Origin of the sequence: Candidatus Spongiihabitans sp. (genome assembly GCF_965237845.1) — a bacterium.
GTDB lineage: Bacteria > Pseudomonadota > Gammaproteobacteria > Arenicellales > Poriferihabitantaceae > Spongiihabitans.
The window spans coordinates 262,836-279,878 of the sequence record NZ_OZ250154.1 but is presented as its reverse complement, the minus strand read 5'-3'; the positions used below and the strand labels follow the sequence as shown (position 1 = coordinate 279,878).

General features: G+C 47.9%; 18 protein-coding genes. 8 read left to right on the top strand and 10 right to left on the bottom strand.

Translation table 11 applies throughout. The annotated features are described in order from the left end of the window. The first annotated feature begins 12 nt into the window (after positions 1–12). The 7 genes from ACPXXB_RS01410 to ACPXXB_RS01380 all read left to right on the top strand — a co-directional run bounded on the left by ACPXXB_RS01410 (position 13) and on the right by ACPXXB_RS01380 (position 8,452). A complete protein-coding gene (locus ACPXXB_RS01410) occupies positions 13–1,401 on the top strand; it encodes an AAA family ATPase (RefSeq protein WP_423908545.1) in 1,389 nt (462 codons plus the stop codon). Next, on the top strand, positions 1,398–1,961 hold the full coding sequence (locus ACPXXB_RS01405) for a hypothetical protein (protein ID WP_423908543.1): 564 nt from the start codon (positions 1,398–1,400) through the stop codon (positions 1,959–1,961). Before ACPXXB_RS01410 ends, ACPXXB_RS01405 begins: the two co-directional genes overlap by 4 nt. After that, on the top strand, positions 1,945–4,902 hold the full coding sequence (locus ACPXXB_RS01400) for a DEAD/DEAH box helicase family protein (RefSeq protein ID WP_423908541.1): 2,958 nt from the start codon (positions 1,945–1,947) through the stop codon (positions 4,900–4,902). Before ACPXXB_RS01405 ends, ACPXXB_RS01400 begins: the two co-directional genes overlap by 17 nt. A 78-nt stretch (positions 4,903–4,980) precedes the next feature. Continuing rightward, on the top strand, positions 4,981–5,895 hold the full coding sequence (locus tag ACPXXB_RS01395; RefSeq protein WP_423908539.1) for a hypothetical protein: 915 nt from the start codon (positions 4,981–4,983) through the stop codon (positions 5,893–5,895). A 61-nt stretch (positions 5,896–5,956) separates the two neighbouring features. Beyond that, positions 5,957–6,571 carry a hypothetical protein gene (locus ACPXXB_RS01390; RefSeq protein WP_423908538.1) on the top strand — a complete coding sequence of 205 codons (615 nt, stop codon included), beginning with the start codon at positions 5,957–5,959 and terminating at the stop codon, positions 6,569–6,571. A 78-nt stretch (positions 6,572–6,649) separates the two neighbouring features. Then, positions 6,650–7,501: a shikimate dehydrogenase gene (gene aroE, locus ACPXXB_RS01385; protein WP_423908536.1), complete on the top strand. Its 852-nt coding sequence runs from the start codon at positions 6,650–6,652 to the stop codon at positions 7,499–7,501. Between the two features lie 15 nt (positions 7,502–7,516). Then, positions 7,517–8,452: a 5'-nucleotidase gene (locus tag ACPXXB_RS01380; protein ID WP_423908535.1), complete on the top strand. Its 936-nt coding sequence runs from the start codon at positions 7,517–7,519 to the stop codon at positions 8,450–8,452. A gap of 12 nt (positions 8,453–8,464) precedes the next feature. Here ACPXXB_RS01380 and lysA read toward each other — a convergent pair whose 3' ends face one another. From lysA to ACPXXB_RS01355, 5 genes are all read right to left on the bottom strand, one after another. Continuing rightward, on the bottom strand, positions 8,465–9,718 hold the full coding sequence (gene lysA / locus ACPXXB_RS01375; RefSeq protein WP_423908533.1) for a diaminopimelate decarboxylase: 1,254 nt from the start codon (positions 9,716–9,718) through the stop codon (positions 8,465–8,467). A gap of 97 nt (positions 9,719–9,815) precedes the next feature. Continuing rightward, on the bottom strand, positions 9,816–9,980 hold the full coding sequence (lptM, locus tag ACPXXB_RS01370) for an LPS translocon maturation chaperone LptM (protein WP_423908531.1): 165 nt from the start codon (positions 9,978–9,980) through the stop codon (positions 9,816–9,818). 105 nt (positions 9,981–10,085) lie between these two features. Beyond that, complete coding sequence (argH, locus tag ACPXXB_RS01365) at positions 10,086–11,486, bottom strand: argininosuccinate lyase (protein WP_423908529.1); 1,401 nt, start codon at positions 11,484–11,486, stop codon at positions 10,086–10,088. A gap of 58 nt (positions 11,487–11,544) precedes the next feature. Beyond that, positions 11,545–12,195, bottom strand: coding sequence for a hypothetical protein (locus ACPXXB_RS01360; RefSeq protein ID WP_423908527.1), 651 nt, complete (start codon positions 12,193–12,195; stop codon positions 11,545–11,547). 14 nt (positions 12,196–12,209) lie between these two features. Further along, positions 12,210–12,989: an SURF1 family protein gene (locus tag ACPXXB_RS01355; protein WP_423908525.1), complete on the bottom strand. Its 780-nt coding sequence runs from the start codon at positions 12,987–12,989 to the stop codon at positions 12,210–12,212. A gap of 48 nt (positions 12,990–13,037) precedes the next feature. Between ACPXXB_RS01355 and ACPXXB_RS01350 the strand changes: the two genes are divergently transcribed. Further along, on the top strand, positions 13,038–13,247 hold the full coding sequence (locus ACPXXB_RS01350; protein WP_423908524.1) for a DUF2909 domain-containing protein: 210 nt from the start codon (positions 13,038–13,040) through the stop codon (positions 13,245–13,247). Between the two features lie 74 nt (positions 13,248–13,321). Here the strand turns inward: ACPXXB_RS01350 and ACPXXB_RS01345 are convergent, their stop codons facing one another. The 5 genes from ACPXXB_RS01345 to ACPXXB_RS01325 all read right to left on the bottom strand — a co-directional run bounded on the left by ACPXXB_RS01345 (position 13,322) and on the right by ACPXXB_RS01325 (position 17,029). Next, the gene (locus ACPXXB_RS01345) at positions 13,322–14,188 is read right to left on the bottom strand and encodes a cytochrome c oxidase subunit 3 (RefSeq protein ID WP_423908522.1); all 867 of its coding nucleotides are present in this window, start codon (positions 14,186–14,188) and stop codon (positions 13,322–13,324) included. Positions 14,189–14,227: 39 nt separating this feature from the next. Beyond that, entirely contained in the window at positions 14,228–14,764 is a 537-nt protein-coding gene (locus tag ACPXXB_RS01340) for a cytochrome c oxidase assembly protein (RefSeq protein WP_423908521.1), read from the bottom strand. A gap of 168 nt (positions 14,765–14,932) precedes the next feature. Next, entirely contained in the window at positions 14,933–16,516 is a 1,584-nt protein-coding gene (gene ctaD, locus ACPXXB_RS01335) for a cytochrome c oxidase subunit I (protein ID WP_423908519.1), read from the bottom strand. Between the two features lie 22 nt (positions 16,517–16,538). Then, positions 16,539–16,748 carry a hypothetical protein gene (locus ACPXXB_RS01330; protein WP_423908517.1) on the bottom strand — a complete coding sequence of 70 codons (210 nt, stop codon included), beginning with the start codon at positions 16,746–16,748 and terminating at the stop codon, positions 16,539–16,541. Between the two features lie 14 nt (positions 16,749–16,762). Beyond that, positions 16,763–17,029, bottom strand: a complete 267-nt coding sequence (locus ACPXXB_RS01325) for a hypothetical protein (RefSeq protein WP_423908515.1) — start codon at positions 17,027–17,029, stop codon at positions 16,763–16,765. Positions 17,030–17,043 lie beyond the last annotated feature (14 nt).

Here is a 17,043-nt window from a genome sequence, read left to right as displayed (position 1 = left end):
AGGGGATGCATCATGGCTTTTGAACTGAAAATCAAGAATATCGGCAAACTTGCCGATGCGAAAATTCGCATCGGGCAATTCACTGTGTTCGCCGGACCGAATAACACCGGCAAAAGTTTTGTTTCTAAGGTTTTGTATTCGCTTTTTAACTCGATGAATGCGAATCATGCTAAGGAGCATATAAATAATCTCACCGCACATCTTTTACATAGTATTGGTAATCTAAAAGATTTGGAGGATTCAGAGGGGGAAAGAGTGTCGCTATTTCCGCTATACGAGAGAATTAGAGTGTTGCAAGATATGATCATAGATTCCCCAATCGGAGACTTTAAACAGTTGGACAAAATCATGCCTGATCTTGCTAACAAGGCGAAAGAGATACAGGCAACTCTCTCTAAACTGATTTTAGAACTGGAATCTATGGCATCGCCGGATCTGGACGGTTCCCGTTCCTTAATGAAAGATACTTTGAAGGGTGAGGAACAATCTTTGACCAAGTTGCAAGAAGAACTCAGCGACAAAAATGCGAAAGAATTTATTGTTTCCGGGATAGCATATAAAATTAAAGAGAATCTGATTCAAAATTTTCAAGTGCCAAAGCTTTCCGATCTGAGAGGCAAAGAAGACCGGTCATCGGAAGTTGTGAGTGATTATCTTGGAAAATTTGAATTCTCAAATGGAGAAATTGAGTTCAGCATACCTCGGTTTGGATTGCAGGAATTACAACAATATTCCAAAGTGATTTATCTGGAATCCCCTGTTTACTGGAAATTAAAAAACGCTTTGGAGGACATTCGCCTATCTCCGAGGCACCTGCATAGCAGCAGAGAACGAATCAGTGGGATTCCGGGATATTTTTATGATCTGGCAAGCGCGCTCAAGTATCAATACACCGGTGATATGGCTTTCCCGGATGTATATGAAAAATTGACTGGCGAGAATATTCTCGGCGGAAAAATCGCACTTTCCGAAAGCGGCGATTTATCATTCCAGGAAAATGGCCGTAGTTTCTCTTTGCCCGTAACCGCCATGGGAGTTGCCAACCTCGGTGTTTTGGCGCTGTTGATTGAGCGCAAGGTGCTGGACGAGGATTCCTTTATTTTCATTGACGAACCGGAAGCGCATCTGCACCCGGGGTGGCAGGTCGTTATGGCTGAAACCCTGTTTGAATTGGCGAAAGGCGGCGTTAACGTTGTCATCGCCACCCACAGTGCCGATATTCTTAAATTCCTTGAAGTGGCAGTAAAGAAAAATCCAGAATATGAGGAATTGGTGGCATTAAATCATTTTTCACATCAAGGAGTTATAGATGGTGAGAGCGATTTTGACATTAAATTGGCAAGGATAAAGCAGGAACTGACAAAACCGTTTTCTGATTTGTATATCAAGGGGCTTTTATGACATTTCTTGGTCAATTTCGGGAAGTAAGACCAGACTCGAACGGGAAAGAAGTTGATGTTTTTCGTATGGATAACACAACAAAATCGGTAGAGATGCCCGATATGAGGGCAGATGTGGGTTTGGGAAGCTGCAACTGTTGCGATTATTTTTTTATTAATGATAACAAAATTTTTGTTGTCGAAGAAACTCGTTTGGCGGATACTATTAAAGCCATTGAAGAACAATATTCATATCTTAATGATGATGACAAGAAGGATTGTGTTGTTAAAAATGTTAGACAAGAAAATTACGTGAAAGTATATGGAAGTTTGCTTGTTCTGTGTCGTTTAGCTGCAAAATGCAAGGATGCTGCAAAACGCATGAAAGATAAAAAGCATGATTTTTGGCTTGTTATAGATGGTGTAGACGCAGAGGAAACAAGAGGGGTTGTTGAATATTTGGCTAGCTACCTGCTTGATGATTTGCGCGGAGTATTAACAAAGAAAGTGGTAGGCGATGTTGAAATAATACCATCCGAGATTTTGGCTAAAAAACTGTCAGCAAATGCAAACACATCTTGAACTTATCAGCGAATCCCTGAACTACGGAGACCTCCCCGAAACTTGGCGCGTGCCTGATATTCACCGGTTTTCTTCCGAAAAAACCCTATACGGCTACCAAACAGACGCTTTGGAAAAAGCCGCGCGCGCGTTTTATCTTTATTATGGGAAAGATCATGATTGGTTTTCCGGTGAAACCCAGGAGACAAGCAATGAACGCAAAAGGTTTTTCATGGATTTATACAGAGATTCCAGCTTGTCTGCGTATCTTAAAAAATACGAAACCCGTGCCGATGAAAAGAACAAGAGGGAAAGCCAAGTATTTCGCCTATTGTCGGAGTTCATGCGCCCATTGGGCGATTTAATCCCATATGCCAACCTGATAAACCGAATGTGCTTTTGGATGGCCACCGGAAGCGGCAAGACGTTGGTGATGGTTAAATTGATTGAATACTTGCGTCATTTGCAGCAACATGGCGAAATTCCACCGCATAACATTCTTATCCTCGCTCCGAGCAGCGGTGGCTTGATTGGGCAGATACGCCGCACCATTGACGAATTCAACCGAAGTAGCGGATTGCAAATAGATTTGGTTCCTTTGCGTCAAGCGGGCAGGGGGTCGTATCAGCACAGGGTCGGCGATTCGATAGTGGTTTATTACCACCGCAGCGACAACATTTCCGATGTTCAGAAAGAGGCGTTGATTGATTATCGCACATATGAAAACGGAGGCAAATGGTTCATCCTGCTGGATGAGGCACACAAGGGCAGCAAGGAGGATTCCAAACGGCAGGCGTATTACGCGATTATGGCGCGCGAGGGTTTTCTGTTTAACTTCTCCGCAACTTTTACCGATAAAGAGGACATCATAACGACCGTTAAAAAATACAATTTGGAAGAGTTTGTAAAAAACGGACATGGCAAAAACATTTACTTGAATGAAACCGAGTACAACGCATTCAAAAACAGGAAAGAGGAAATCAGCCACGCGGAAAGACGAAAAATTGTCCTGAAGTCGCTTATCACGCTGGCTTATGTATCTATGCGGGTCAAGGCGCTTCGCATCGGCACGGGGTTGGAAAACCTTTACCATCTGCCGCTGATGCTGACCTTGGTTAATTCCGTCAATACCGACATTGAAAACGACCAGAATGATTTGTGGGCGTTTTTTCAAACCTTGCGCGAAATTGCCACTGGAGAGATTGACCAATCGCTTTTCAAAGAGGCGAAAACCGAATTGATGGATAATTGGAGAAACGCAAGGCTTCTTTTCGGCGGGAATGGCGCTGGAATTATTGGAACCGATGAAGATGTCATCGGCAAAATGAAAATAACCGATTTGCGCGAAGCGGTTTTTCTGAGCCGCGCAAAGGGAGCATTGCAATTCATCCGCAGCGAAGATAACAAGGAACTGGCGTTTCAATTAAAAAACGCCGACTCGCCTTTTGCCTTGATACGCATCGGCGATACATCCAAATGGCGCAATATATTGCTCGATGGATTTGAAGAAACAACCGCATTGCAAGGGAAATCGTTTTTTGAGGGCTTGGAGAAAAGCCGAATAACCATCCTGATGGGCTCGCGATCATTCTTTGAAAGTTGGGATTCCAACCGCCCCAACGTGATCAACTTCATCAACATCGGCGGGAAAGACGCCAAGAAGTTTGTGGTGCAGTCGGTCGGGCGAGGCGTACGGATAGAGCCGTTGCCCAATCAACGCCGCCGGTTTGCCCGTTTGCCTGAGAGTAATGAGAAAAAGGCCATTCAGCCTTATCACGACCAGGTACAGCCGCTGGAAACCTTGTTTCTTTTTGCGACCAACCGAAGTGCCGTCAAGGCGGTGCTGGAAGGGTTGGCGGCGGAATATGGAGAAAGTGGAGACTTTGAAATCCTGGAAGGTTTTGAAAGGGCGCCAATACCGAAAATCGGCAATAAAAATATGCCGTTGCTGGTTCCCGAATACAAAGAAGCGAAAGATGGCGCAGCCGCACAAGGAAAATTCGCCATGAGCGAGAAAACCCTGAACAGACTCAAAAGTTATATGGAAACAACATCCGATGCAGTGTTTGCAGTTCGAGATGGGCTTAAAACATCCCAGATTGCTGCATTGCGCAGCATGGTAAAAAATACGGAGAAAATACAACTCACCCCGGAAAAGAACTATGCGATGATTCCTTTTTTGCAACACCGTCTTATATCCCACCTTTCTAAAACGGCAAAGGTGTCTGATGGCGTTCGGGCGCTTGGCAAAAAAGATATTGTTCACTTCCGTCATATTCGTGTCCATTCTGAATACGTCAACGATCTTAAAGAAAGACTTAACCGGGTCAGGCAAGGTGAGGTGTCCGATGGAGAGATAAGCAAATTAGGTCAGCAACTTGGACTGGGTGAGATAACGCGGGAAGAGTTTACTAAGAAGTCTTCAGGAAAAAATGAAGAGACTTTCAGGGAGCTGACGATCAAAAGGGTTGCTCAACACTATTACTTTCCCGTGCTTCTGGGGAACGAGACAACCGATTACATACAGCATATAATCAAAGTCAATAGCGAGGTCAGTTTTCTTAATGCACTGGAAAAATGGGTGGAGAGAAACAAGGTACCGTGGGATGCTTGGATGTTCAGCAAAATAGACGAGTCCTTGGACGATGTTCACATTCCTTACTATGATAGAGGTAACAACGATTACCGCCGTTTTCTGCCTGATTTTGTTTTCTGGATGTGTAAGGGAAATGAATACCGTATCGTGTTTGTGGATCCGAAGGGAACCGAATACACTGCCGCCGAGCGCAGAATAGACGGTTACAAAGAGCTGTTTGAAGAGGATGAAAAACCCCGTTTTTTCCGCCACGGCAAGGCTGGGGTCCAGGTGAAGCTTTTCATGTTCAACGACCCCCAAAAAGCTTCCGGGCAATACCGTCGCTATTGGACCGAACAACCTGGAGATATTTTCCGCGTCGCATAGATTTTCAACAGACCCCATTATCAACTCTCAATCCACTCAGTTGAAATGACCGTCCAGGGTTTGCGCGGGGTTGTCGTTATGAACGCTGAATCATTTTTTAAACAAGGCTGGCGCAAATTCAAATACGACGGCGCGCTCGCCGAATGGGTTAAATGCGCGTTGCCTGAAGCGCGTGAAGCGGTTAGCAAACAGGAAAACGCACAATGGTTGCGTTGTGGCGGTACCTGGTTCGCTGGCGTGAACGTACTGCCAAACTCGGCTTCTGGCGCGCTAGGCGACTGCGCACCACTGCAAGGCGCTGCGGTGGAATTTATTCGACATTGCCTGGGGCTGTCAAATTTCGATCTGGACCGCGGGCAGATCTCGGTATGCTACCCGGGTTATCCTCAGCCGATGGAATCGGAATCCAGCGCCGCCTTTCGGTATCGCCGTGACTGCGATGCCGCCCATGTCGATGGCTTGCGCGCTGAAGGCACCGCTCGGCGCCGCCATCTGCGCGAGCATCATGGTTTTATTCTGGGCATTCCGCTGGTTGATTTCAGCGCGGATGCTTCGCCGTTTGTTGTCTGGGAGAAATCTCATGAAATTGTCCGCACGGCATTCGGCACACGCTTTAAGGGCCTGGCGCCGGACAAGTGGGGCGACGAAGATGTTACCGAGATTTATCAACGCACCCGTAAAAATGTATTCGCCACCTGTAAACGAGTGGAGATCGCGGTAAAACCCGGCCAAGCGTTTGTTGTCCACCGTTTAGCTATGCACGGTGTTGCGCCTTGGGGTAAATCATGGGGTAAATCGGCAACCAGCGGCGCCGATGGCAGAATGATCTGTTATTTCAGGCAGAGATTGGTGGCCCGTTGGAGTGGTTATCGGCCCGATGACTTATCACTATTGTTTTCAACGATCATCAGGCGCTCCGCTTGTCGGCCCAGCGCTCTCTTTGTGCTGCCGGCTTTTGCATGCCCTTTTAATTTACCTGCCCGATGTCTATAGTATTGCTTAACCGAGCGCTTAACCGAATACGGCCCTGTCGTTCTAAATTTTCACCGCTTCAATGACCATCGAAAAATATCTAAGCAACTTCAAAAACAGCCTGCACATTACGTTGGTGGGGCCTTTTTATGAAAATGTCCATGACAATGTTCAGGGTATTGAAGAACCTGTAATCTTCGTGGACCGCGGCGCGCGCTTGCGAAAATCGGGAGAAGGCATTTCGGTAGGGGATGGTGATTCTTTTGAAGGCATGATCGATGTTCCGCTGAATCCAAGCAAGGATTTTTCTGACCTGGCTTTTGCCCTTGGCCATATTCCTGAACATTTCGGCGAAGTGAATTTAATCGGATTTCTCGGTGGACGACGCGATCATGAATTATTCAATATCGGCGAATCGCATCATTTCTTGCGCGCCAGAAAATCTCCGACGACGATTAAATTTGACAATGATATTGTTGGCTATTCCTCCGGGCAATGGCGGTTCGAGCGCATCGGCGGCTTTAGCGTTTCGGTAGTCGAACAAACACGGGTCGGCATAACCGGCGATTGCCGCTATCCTTGTCCGCAAACCACCAAATTTATGCCTTTGAGCTCTTTGGGCTTGAGTAATGTGGGTGCTGGCACCATTTGCATTGACTGCGACGGCCCGGTTTTTATCCTGTTTGAGGAAGTGTGATAGGGTTGAGCCGGAAAATATCCAGAAAATATTATTGGAAACTTCCTTTAGCAACATTCTTTATCATGCCCGATTATCATGACCGATTTATTTGACTTCAAATTAAAGTCGTCCAGTTTCGCCGTGATGGGCAATCCAGTGCAACACAGCAAGTCGCCGCAGATCCATAGTTTATTTGCGCAACAATGCGGTATTGCGATAGACTATGACCGGATTCAGGTAGATGTGGGTGGTTTTTATCAAGCGGTTAGCCATTTTTCAGCTTGCGGCGGGGCCGGGTTGAATATTACTGTACCTTACAAAGTTGAGGCTTGGCAGTTTTGTCAACAAGGGCAAAATACCCTTAGCCACAGGGCAAGCCAGGCGCAGGCTGTAAATACACTTCGATTTGAAAAACAGGGTGGCGTATTTGGCGACAATACCGACGGCGCAGGATTGGTGGCCGATCTGCAAAACAACATTGGTTTTTCCATTCAGGATAAATCGGTTCTGGTGGTCGGCGCCGGTGGCGCGGCGCGCGGGGTGATTGGGTCGCTATTGGCGTGCCAGCCGAAAGGCATAACCATCGCCAACCGCACGGTTAATAAAGCAACCGCATTGAGTGAAAGGTTCGGCAATGAGGTGCACGGGGTGGGACTCGATCAAGCGGTTGACAGGTCTTTTGATTTAATTGTAAATGGCACCGCAACCAGCCTGGAGGGGCAGCTACCGGGGCTCAGCGAAAAGTGTGTTTCTGAAAACACGCTGGTCTATGACATGATGTATGGCGCACAACCTACGATATTTATGAATTGGGCGCTGGCACATGGCGCCGCCCAGGTGCACGATGGATTGGGGATGCTGGTCGAACAAGCGGCTGAATCGTTTTATGTGTGGCACCAGAAACGCCCGCACAGTCGGTCGGTCATTGATGCGCTACGTCGATTCTGAACATCAGGTCTGAACATGGCGCAATCGTTTGAAAATTCTCTGGTAATCGCCATCTCATCGCGCGCCCTGTTCGATATGGCCGAAAGTCATGCGGTCTATACCGGGCAGGGTGTCGATGCCTATTGCCAATATCAAATCGATCACGAAAATGAAACCCTGAATCCCGGCGTGGCTTTCCCTATGGTGAAAAAGTTTTTGGCGCTGAACGATACACCGGATACCGACGATGCCAACAATCATAATGCGCTGGAAAATAACCGTGCCGGACAGCATGTCGAGATCGTGTTGATTTCCAGAAACAGCGCCGACACCGGCTTGCGGGTATTTAATTCCATTGAGCACTACGGTCTGAATATCACCCGCGCGGTATTTACCGGCGGGCGGTCGCCGTATCGGTACGTCAAACCATTTGATGCGGATTTATTTTTATCTGCTGACCCGACAGACGTCAGTCAAGCTCTGGACGCCGGCTGCGCCGCCGCCACCATTTTGCCGTCGCAGATGGATAACCGGGATTCCGGCAAACTGAAAATTGCGTTTGACGGCGATGCGGTTTTGTTTTCGGATGAAGCAGAACAGGTGTTTCAAAATCAAGGGCTTGCGGCATTCAGCGAAACCGAAAAACAAGCGGCCAACCAGCCCTTGCTCGGAGGACCGTTTAAGAATGTATTGGCTGCGCTGCACCGGATTCAACAAAACCACCCGCAATCGCCTATTCGCACGGCCTTGATTACCGCCCGCGGCGCACCCGCCCATGAACGAGTCATTAAAACCCTGCGCGCCTGGAATATCAGGATTGATGAAAGCTTTTTTCTGGGCGGCATGGATAAAGGCGAGTTTTTACGCACCTTCGATGCCGATATTTTCTTCGACGATCAACGCGGTCATTGCGAATCTGCGCGCCAACACGTCCCAACCGGGCATGTCCCCAGCGGCATCACCAATCAGTAATCGAGCGCAACGCTAAGGCAGAATTTGTTCTCCCTGATAGAGTGATTCCACAGTTTCGCGTGGTTTAATAACATGAAATTTATCGCCATCAACCATGACTTCAGCGGGTCGCGGACGGGCATTGTAATTTGAACTCATCACCGCAGCATAAGCACCCGTGGTTCTGACCGCAAGTAAATCGTCCTCAGCAACACTTAATCGTCGTTGCGTGCCCAGAAAATCGCTGCTTTCGCAAACTGGCCCGACGACATCATAGACATCGGGATCGACTTTGCCGGTTTTATCCACTTCAACTATTTCCTGATACGCCTGATATAACGCGGGCCGAATTAAATCGTTCATTCCTGCGTCAACGATACAAAAATTTGAGGCATCGCTTTTCTTGATATAATGCACCCTGGTTAGCAAAATTCCTGCATTGGCGATAATCGCCCGCCCGGGTTCGATGACAACCGGAATTTGCCGGGCTCGGGGTTTAAGTTGGTCAAGCAGCATTTGCCCGTATTCATCGGGGCTGGGAGGCTGTTCATCACGGTATCTCACCCCCAATCCACCACCGAAATCAAGATGGCTGATTGCAATCCCAATGCGCTCAAGTTGGCCAACAAAATACAAGGTGCGGTTCAACGCGGCTTTGAAAGGCGATAAATCCGTCAACTGAGAGCCAATGTGGCAGGCAACGCCGTGGATTTGAATATTTTTGTCTTTAGATGCTTGTGTATAGATTTCCAGCGCTTGGGCGGGAGACAAGCCGAATTTGTTTTCCCGCAGACCGGTGGATATATACGGGTGGGTTTTTGCATCCACGTCCGGATTTATCCGTATCGATATCCGCGGCTGCACGCCTGATTCCCCGGCAATCGCACTGATGCGTTGCAACTCGCCTTCGGATTCGATGTTAAAACAATGAATCCCTGCTTCCAGCGCATTGCGAATCTCCCAACTCTGTTTACACACACCAGAAAAAATTGTCTTCGCTGGATCCCCGCCAGATTCCATAACACGCATAAGTTCCCCCGCAGAGACAATATCAAAACCAGAGCCTAATCTGGCGAGTAAGTTCAGGATAGCAAGATTGCCGTTTGCTTTTACCGCATAACAAATTTGATGGGGATAGTCGCCGAATGCATTGTTGAATGCATTCCAATGTCTTTCCAGGGTTGCGCGGGAGTATACGAAACAAGGCGTGCCGACTTGTTCTGCAATATCGCCAAGGGCGACTTGCTCGGCAAATAACCGCCTGTTTTTATACTCGAAATAATCCATTTGAGGTTGGAATGGTTTAGAAAACTGGGTTAGAAAACTGAGGTGGCGAGGTTACGCAGCCGTCCGAAAAATGAATCTAATGCTTAAAAACGATAATCTAATCCGTCGTCTTTTCTCCTTGTTGTTTCTGTTGTTTTTGTTGTTGTTTTTGCTCAGTCTGCTCTGCACTAATTTGGTCTTCGGTCAAATACAACGGGCCTTTCTGCCCGCAAGCAGACAACAACATAAAACTCGCCATCACCAAGATTAGGGCGCTTCTCATTGATACCTTTTGGGGATCACATTCTTAGGGATGCGGATATTTGGTTGGTCATTGCTTATATCGTCATTGCTTATATCTTGGGCCGAGATGAATCCGCCTGTGATTTTATCCTGAATTGGACTTTCTTGCATCGAGTAATTTTCGTGCGGCCGCGGCCGCCTGCCTAACCCGTTTTGGCGCTGTTCCGCCCATATGATCGCGCGCATTGACCGAGCCCTGCAAGTCCAACACAGCATAAACATCTTGCTCAATCACCGCGCAATACTTTTGCAATTGACTTAACGCTATATCTGGCAAGGCCACACTTTGTTCAACGGCATAACCGACAACCTTACCAACAACTTCATGGGCATCCCGAAACGGAATGTTTTTCCTTGCCAGATAATCCGCCAAATCCGTTGCCGTGGAATATCCTTTTTCAGCCACCGCATTCATTCTATCGCGGTTAAATTTCACCCCAGGAAACATCGCCGAAAAAACACCCAAACAGAGTTGCAGCGTATCGACGGTATCAAACAGGGGCTCTTTATCTTCCTGATTATCTCGGTTATAGGCTAGGGGTTGCCCTTTCATTAACATTAACAGCGACATCAAATCACCGCAAACTCGCCCGCTTTTTCCTCGGGTCAGCTCGGCAACGTCGGGATTTTTTTTCTGTGGCATGATGCTCGAACCGGTGCAAAACTGGTCGCCCAAATCTACGAATCCAAAGGCATCGGATGACCACAGCACCAACTCTTCCGAGACCCGCGATAAGTGAATCATGGCCAGTGCGGCATGGGCGGTAAATTCAATAATGAAATCACGATCCGATACCGCATCCAGCGAATTCAAACTAACACCCTCGAAACCGAGTTCCTGGGCGGTCATTTCCCGATCTATGGGGTAACTGGTGCCAGCCAGCGCCGCACTGCCCAGCGGACAAATATTTATCCTTTGCCTGCATTGCTGAAACCGTTCGAAATCACGTTGCAGCATTTCGTTCCAGGCCAGAATATGATGCCCCAAAATCACCGGCTGAGCGGCCTGCATATGCGTATAACCGGGCAGGATAGTTTCCGCCTCATGCTCGGCCAATCTGATTAACGCATGTTGCAATTCGGTCAATTGCAAGCATATCCCATCCAGCGCTTGCCTCAGAAATAAACGCATGTCGGTGGCAACCTGATCGTTGCGCGAGCGCCCGGTATGCAGTTTTTTACCGGCCTCGCCAATTCTTGAGGTTAATGCCGCTTCAATATTCATGTGAACATCTTCAAGCCCTTCGCGCCATTCAAAGGTGTTGTTTTCTATTTCAGCTTGGATTTCCAACAATCCTTTTGCAATGGAATCAAAGTCCATTTGAGTAATAATACCTTGGCGGCTGAGCATACGCGCATGGGCAATTGATCCAGCAATGTCGTGTCGATATAATCGGCAGTCGAAACCAACTGATGCGGAAAATTGTTCCATCAGGCGATTGGTGGCGCTTAAAAAGCGCCCTCCCCATGGTTTTTTTTGATTCATATTATTGCGCGATTTTTCACCAAATAAAATTGCTGTGGGCTTGCACAGGTCTATTCTATCAACCTATCCGTGACACTTTAAGCAGTTTCTTCAGGTCTTTGAGCAACAGCCTTGGATCCAGATCCACGGGAATCACCATCATTACGTTTCCCACCGGGTCAATTAATAGCGCATCATCACTGCCAATATTATGTTGCTCAATAATCCGCTGCAATTGTTTTTGCAGCCCTTCCCCGGATTGATTCACCAGCACAACATCTGCGTGGCGTTGCTGAATTTCATCGGCCAATACAGAGTCATTGATAACCACATAGCGCTGCACGCGCACGGCGCCTTTGCCCAGGGCGATACGCGTTTGGCGTGTGTTATAGAGGGACTTTTGGCATTGTGCCTCACAGTTGGAATTGAGCAAGTGCACGATGGTCCATTTATGTTTTAACGACTCAAGTGAAATTCTTCCTGATGAAATGCGCCCGTGGTTGAACAGACTATTTTCGAATGGGGTTAAAGTGACCACCGGATTGACCAGCGGAGCATGATTGGATTTCCCTTTCGGCAACAATATGGCGCCTAAGCCGTAGTACCAAAAGAATGCAACCAACAGCGGCCCAAGAAACAGGAAAAAAATGAAAATTAGTTTTAACCTTGAACGCCACAAATCCGTGTTTCCAAAATCAGCGCCTCCAGCGTTTTTGTTTTTGTCTGTCATATCAAGCCATCATATCAAAATTGGCTATTACTGTTGCGCCGCCATATAATACCGAAAATTATCAATGTCAACGCTAATCCCCACCATTGAAAAGCATATCCGAAATGGCGAGATGCGTTGACCACATAGGGCGACCAGATTTTTATTAAGCCTCGACTTGGGCTTGAGTCCAAAACAACGACTGCCGGACCTAGATCAACCCCCAGTGCTTTTGACAACGCCGCCTGATCGAAATACTGGATTATTTTTGGCCATGAAGTTTCATTTGTATAGGCCGCTCCCAGGGTAAACCCTTTGTCCGGCAAATACAGTTGGCCGGTCACTTTTTCTGACTCAACCGAGTCATTGCTGATTAACCTGGCATTGATTGACATGACCTCCTTAACCCGTTGCTTTTCAACCCAGCCGAGATTGACAAGCACTGCACTGCCATCGCCACTCAGCTGAATGGGATTCAACAATTCATAACCTGTTTTCCCCTGATAGACGCGATTGTCCAGCAAAAATGTTTTTCCCGCCAACCAATTTCCATCCAGTTGCACCATTTTGTACTTTATGTCGCCCCAGCTTTCAGGCTGTTTTTTTATGACTATGGGCTGATTTTGCCGTTCAGAAATGGCTTTCTCAACCTGGTTTTTTTCCAGGCCCCTGCCGATCTGCCAACCGCCTAATCCCAGCAATAACGACAACCCCAATAGATAGACAACCATGACGGCATGTTTAATAATCCCGGGTTTAATAATCCGGCGTTTAACCCCATTTTCAATTGGTTTTTTTTCGGAATCCGTGATCATATTATCGCCCTCCTCAATCCGTTATTCATTCAATGCCGCCGTTAATCAATGATGTTCAAAATTATACTGGTCGCGCTGTTGCTATTTGTCATCGTCAGCTTGTTTACGGCGTTTTACTATATGGTCAAGGATCCCGCTGCCTCCACACGGATGGTTAAATCACTGTTCATTCGCGTGGGGTTGTCGCTGTTTATTATGCTGCTTTTATTTGTTGGCGTACAATTCGGCTGGATTTCTCCGCACGGATTTGGGCAATAAGAACGATGGGCGAACCAAAACGGCGCGCGCCGTTTCTAAAAATCTTGCGACGGTGGCCCGTGGTGACTCGTGGGTTAAAGGACGTATACGAAAATAAACAATCCTAACCAAACCACATCCACAAAGTGCCAATACCAGGCGGCAGCTTCAAAGGCAAAATGCCGCTCAGGGGTGAAATGTCCACGAATTGCGCGAAACAGCATCACCGTCAACATGATCGCGCCCAAGGTCACGTGCATGCCATGAAATCCGGTCAGCATAAAAAATGTTGAGCCATAGATACCACTGCTGAGTGTCATGCCTTCATGATAGGCTTCGATGTATTCCACGCCTTGTAAATAGACGAACAAGAACCCGAGGGCGACGGTCAGGAACAGGCCGATTATGATTTGAGCGCGATGATTGGCTTTGATCGCATGGTGCGCCCAGGTAACCGTAACCCCGGAACTAAGCAGAATAATCGTATTGAGGAACGGCAGCGGCCACCAACCCATATGGAAGTCACTGCTCCCTAAATTTCCGGGCCCATTGGTCGGCCAAATCTCGGAATATGCCCCCCACAGTTGCATGTGGGTTTCGGTGCCAGCGCCTTCACCCAGCAGCCAGGGGACTGAAAGTATGCGAGAATAATACAGTGCGCCGAAGAAAGCCGCGAAGAACATGACTTCAGAAAAAATAAACCAACTCATTCCCAGTCGAAAAGACATGTCTTCCCAAGGTTGGTATGTGCCTGATTCGCTTTCCCGAATTACGGTTCCAAACCATCCAAACAACATCACCACAAAGAGTATGAAGCCCGCAATACTGAATTTCGAGCCTAGCGCACTGCCATTTAAATAGGCGGCAAACCCACCCATGATCAGGGTTAATGCAATGGAGCCGACAATCGGCCATTTTGCCGCCTCGGGAACGAAATAGTGACCGCGCGCCACCTCTGCCATAACTGTGCCTCTCAATATTATTTAATTCGATTATTTAGTTTATTCGACTGTTGCATCAAAAAGTGTGTAAGAAAGCGACACCGTGTTGATGTCGTCTGGTAACGCCGGATCAATCACAAAAGTCAGCGGCATTTGTTTTAATTCATTCGCTGCAAACTTTTGTTGGCTAAAACAAAAACATTCGGTTTTTTTGAAATAGGCGGCCGCTTTAGATGGCGCCACGCTGGGTATCGCCTGTCCGACCATCTCCTGACTCAGTTGATTGGCGGCGATATAGTTGGTGGTGTATGGTTTGCCGGGATTGACCAACATACTGCTTACTTCCGGGGCGAATTTCCAGGGCGCTTGCTGATTCAAGACACTGAGAAATTCCACTTTCACCAGCCGCTGTGCATCAATTTCAAATTCATGCGCCTGGCTGACGGAAATACTGCCGGTCTTGCCATTCAAGCCGGTTAGATCACAAAACACATTGTAAATCGGCACCATCAAATACCCGAACCCAAACATAACCACCGGAATTAAGAAAAGGTGGGCGATTGTGCGCTTCTTAATCAACTTGGGTTTCAATGTCATCTTGCGTCATCTTGCGGAATCGCTTCACAATCGACCGCTGCCGGCCAAAAAAATAAAGCTAAAATAAATCATTAGCGCAACCACGAAAAGCGCAACTATCGTATTTTTTACCTTTTTGTCCACCGCGATATATCCAAAAACAGGTCAATAACAGGTCAATTAACGGGGTTATTTAATCATCGGCTGCACGGAAAAAGTATGGTACGGCGGCGGCGAACTTAAGGTCCACTCCAAACCGTGGGCGCCTTCCCAAACCTGGTCGGCGGCCTTCTCGCCGCCGCGGATGCATTTCACAACCAAGATCAAGAACAAGATTTGCGAGAAGCCAAAACCGAATGCGCCGATGGTCGCAATCTGGTTGAAATCCGTAAATTGGACGGCGTAATCCGGGATGCGGCGCGGCATTCCAGCGAGTCCGACGAAATGCATCGGGAAGAACAGGATGTTTACGAAAATGGTCGATAGCCAAAAATGCCATTTGCCCAATCCTTCGTTATAGCGGTTGCCGGTCCACTTAGGCAGCCAATAATAAACACCGCCGACAATCCCGAAAACCGCGCCCGGCACCAGTACGTAGTGGAAGTGCGCCACGACAAAATAGGTGTCGTGGTATTGGAAGTCGATAGGGGTCATGGCCAGCATCAACCCGGAGAAACCGCCGATGGTGAACATCACCACAAAACCCAAGGCGAACAGCATCGGTGTCTCAAACGTCAGCGACCCGCGCCACATCGTGGATACCCAGTTAAACACTTTCACGCCGGTAGGCACCGCGATCAGCATGGTGGAAAACATGAAGAACAACTCCCCGGCCAACGGCATGCCCACGGTGAACATATGATGCGCCCAAACAATGAACGACAAAAAGGCGATGGACGCGGTGGCATAGACCATTGAGCTATAGCCAAACAATCTTTTGCGCGAGAAGGTCGGGATGATTTCGGACACCAGGCCGAATGACGGCAGAATCAAGATATAGACTTCAGGATGGCCGAAGAACCAGAAAATATGCTGGAACATCACCGGGTCGCCGCCGCCGGCCGCGTCGAAAAAACTGGTGCCGAAAAATTTATCCGTTAGCAACATGGTCACCGCGCCAGCCAATACCGGCATTACCGCGATCAGTAAATAAGCGGTGATGAACCAGGTCCAAACAAACAGCGGCATTTTCATAAAAGTCATGCCCGGGGCGCGCAGGTTCATGATGGTGGCGATAATATTGATCGCGCCCATGATGGATGAAATCCCAAGCAGGTGAATCGAGAAAATTATAAACGGTAAGGCATTGCCGGTTTGCAATGACAATGGCGGATACAAAGTCCAGCCGGCCGCCGGCGCGCCGCCCTCCATAAACAGAGTGGAAAGCATCATCGCAAACCCAAATGGCAGGATCCAGAAACTCCAGTTGTTCATGCGCGGCAGCGCCATGTCCGGCGCGCCCACCATTATCGGCAGCATCCAGTTCGCCAGCCCGACGAAGGCCGGCATGACCACGCCGAAAATCATGACCAATGCATGCAGCGTGGTCATCTGATTGAAGAAATGCGGATCCACGATTTGCAGGCCGGGCTGAAATAATTCGGCGCGGATAATCAGCGCCATGAAGCCGCCGATGAAGAACATAATAAATGCGAACCACAAGTACAGGGTTCCAATATCTTTGTGGTTGGTGGTGGTGACCCAGCGCATCAGGCCGGGCGCGGGGCCGTGATGATCGTGGTGGTCGTCGGCGTGGGTTGCATATGCGTTCATTGATTTGCTCTCAAAGTTTCATTCATTTTGATGCTTGTTGAGACAACTGTGCCATTTCAATTATTCTAACTTTATCATCAATTTGCCCGTTATGCTGTGAGACAAAGGCGAAACAACATAACCAAACGATGCCCCACAATCCAAATGTGATGGCCGTTAATATGGCATGCAATATGTGGTTGACGCTTTTTTTGCTTGCCAGCAATTTTTGCACTTCTTCCATGGGAAACATTCTTCCGTCCTGTCTCATTTCAACATCACCGACATCACGCCGAGAATAATGCCAATCGTAGCGGCCCCGCTGGCGACGATCATCGAACCTAATTTGAGCATCAATTCTTTCCTCAACAACTCAATGTCATGCCTCAACAACTCAAAGTAATGATTAGTCGCCAAATTCTCATTAATGATTTGGGATTGATGGCGTGCGATGGCTTCGGCTTGGCGTTCAGTCATACCGGCCTCGGTCAGTTCTTTGATGAACTCGTGGGTTTCCATAGCGAGTGCGCTCATTGGCGTAAGTATAA